At 49.7% G+C, this 1193-nt stretch carries 1 protein-coding gene; it reads left to right on the forward strand.

The genetic code is table 11. The features are described 5' to 3' along the window. Positions 1-113 precede the first annotated feature (113 nt). On the forward strand, positions 114-1136 hold the full coding sequence (locus tag EKM86_RS12235) for an IS30 family transposase (protein ID WP_125572578.1): 1023 nt from the start codon (positions 114-116) through the stop codon (positions 1134-1136). Positions 1137-1193 lie beyond the last annotated feature (57 nt).

Consider the following 1193-nt stretch of genomic DNA (forward strand, 5'->3'; position numbering starts at 1 on the left):
CCCTGGTTTAAAATCGAAGTGCAACACCTGATAAAGCAGACCAATTTGCACAAAAAGGTCATGAAGACCTATTCTTGTTAGCGTCCAAACCATACAAGAAAGCAGGAATCTTCATGACCCACTCTCAGAGTACCACCGCTCGCTCTTATCACCAACTCACTTCCGATGAACGAGGCAAAATTGAAGTGCTGTGCGCCCAGGGCAAAACTCTAAGTGTAATTGCTGGAGACCTGAACCGCAGTAAGAGCACGATTAGTCGTGAGTTAAAACGAGGTGTCGTTAATCAGATGGATTCACACCACCGAATCCATCCTGTGTATTTTGCAGACGCCGCTCAGTGCAAGCACGAAGAGGCCAGAGTCAATAGTCATGCCAAGGGATTGCTAGAGCGGTGTGACTATTTCTTTAAGGAGCTGGTCGAAGCGTTAAAGCAGCGTCCGCGCATTCACAGCGTTGATAGTTTTGTCCATGACTTTCAGATGCGCTTCCCACACCTGAAGTGTCCATCAACCCCAACGGTCTATCGGTACATTGACGCGGGTCTTCTCCCACTTACCAACTTAGACTTACCCGTCAAATTAAGGCGTCGCGTCAAACGACCGGGATTGCGCCACGCTCGAATGAATAAGCACAACCTTGGTGAGTCGATTGAGAATCGGCCAAAGGCCGTTGACGGCCGGCTAGGAGTCGGTCACTGGGAAGGTGATCTGGTCAAAGGAAAGCGAGTTGAAAGCGAACCAGCATTAATGACACTCACGGAGCGATACTCCCGAACCGAGATTATCGTCAAGCTACCTGACTATCACGCGGAAACCTGTCGCCGCGCCCTTCAAGCAACGATAGATGATTATGGTGCCAAGGAGTTCGACTCCATCACGTTTGACAACGGTTCAGAGTTCTCATCGTTAGCCAGCGTGACGGGAACGAAGATCTACTTTGCCCATCCATACTCGCCTTGGGAGCGCGGATCAAACGAGAATGCCAATGGCCTTTTGCGAGAGTACTTCCCTAAAGGCAAGTCATTTAAACGCGTGACCTTGGAGGAAATTCAGGCGGTCCAGTCAGCGTTGAATCACCGCCCAAGACGTTCACTAGGTTGGCTGCGACCATGTGATTACTACCCCAACATGGCATGACCTATACCGCTAACAAGAATCGGTTAAAAAGTGTTGCGCTTGATTTGACAATTGAGG

Source organism: Lacticaseibacillus hegangensis (assembly GCF_003946465.1).
Classification (GTDB): Bacteria; Bacillota; Bacilli; order Lactobacillales; family Lactobacillaceae; genus Lacticaseibacillus; species Lacticaseibacillus hegangensis.

Excerpts from the sequence above, each read along its gene's own strand:
- EKM86_RS12235 (WP_125572578.1), top strand. The coding sequence starts at position 114 with ATGACCCACTCTCAGAGTACCACCGCTCGCTCTTATCACCAACTCACT.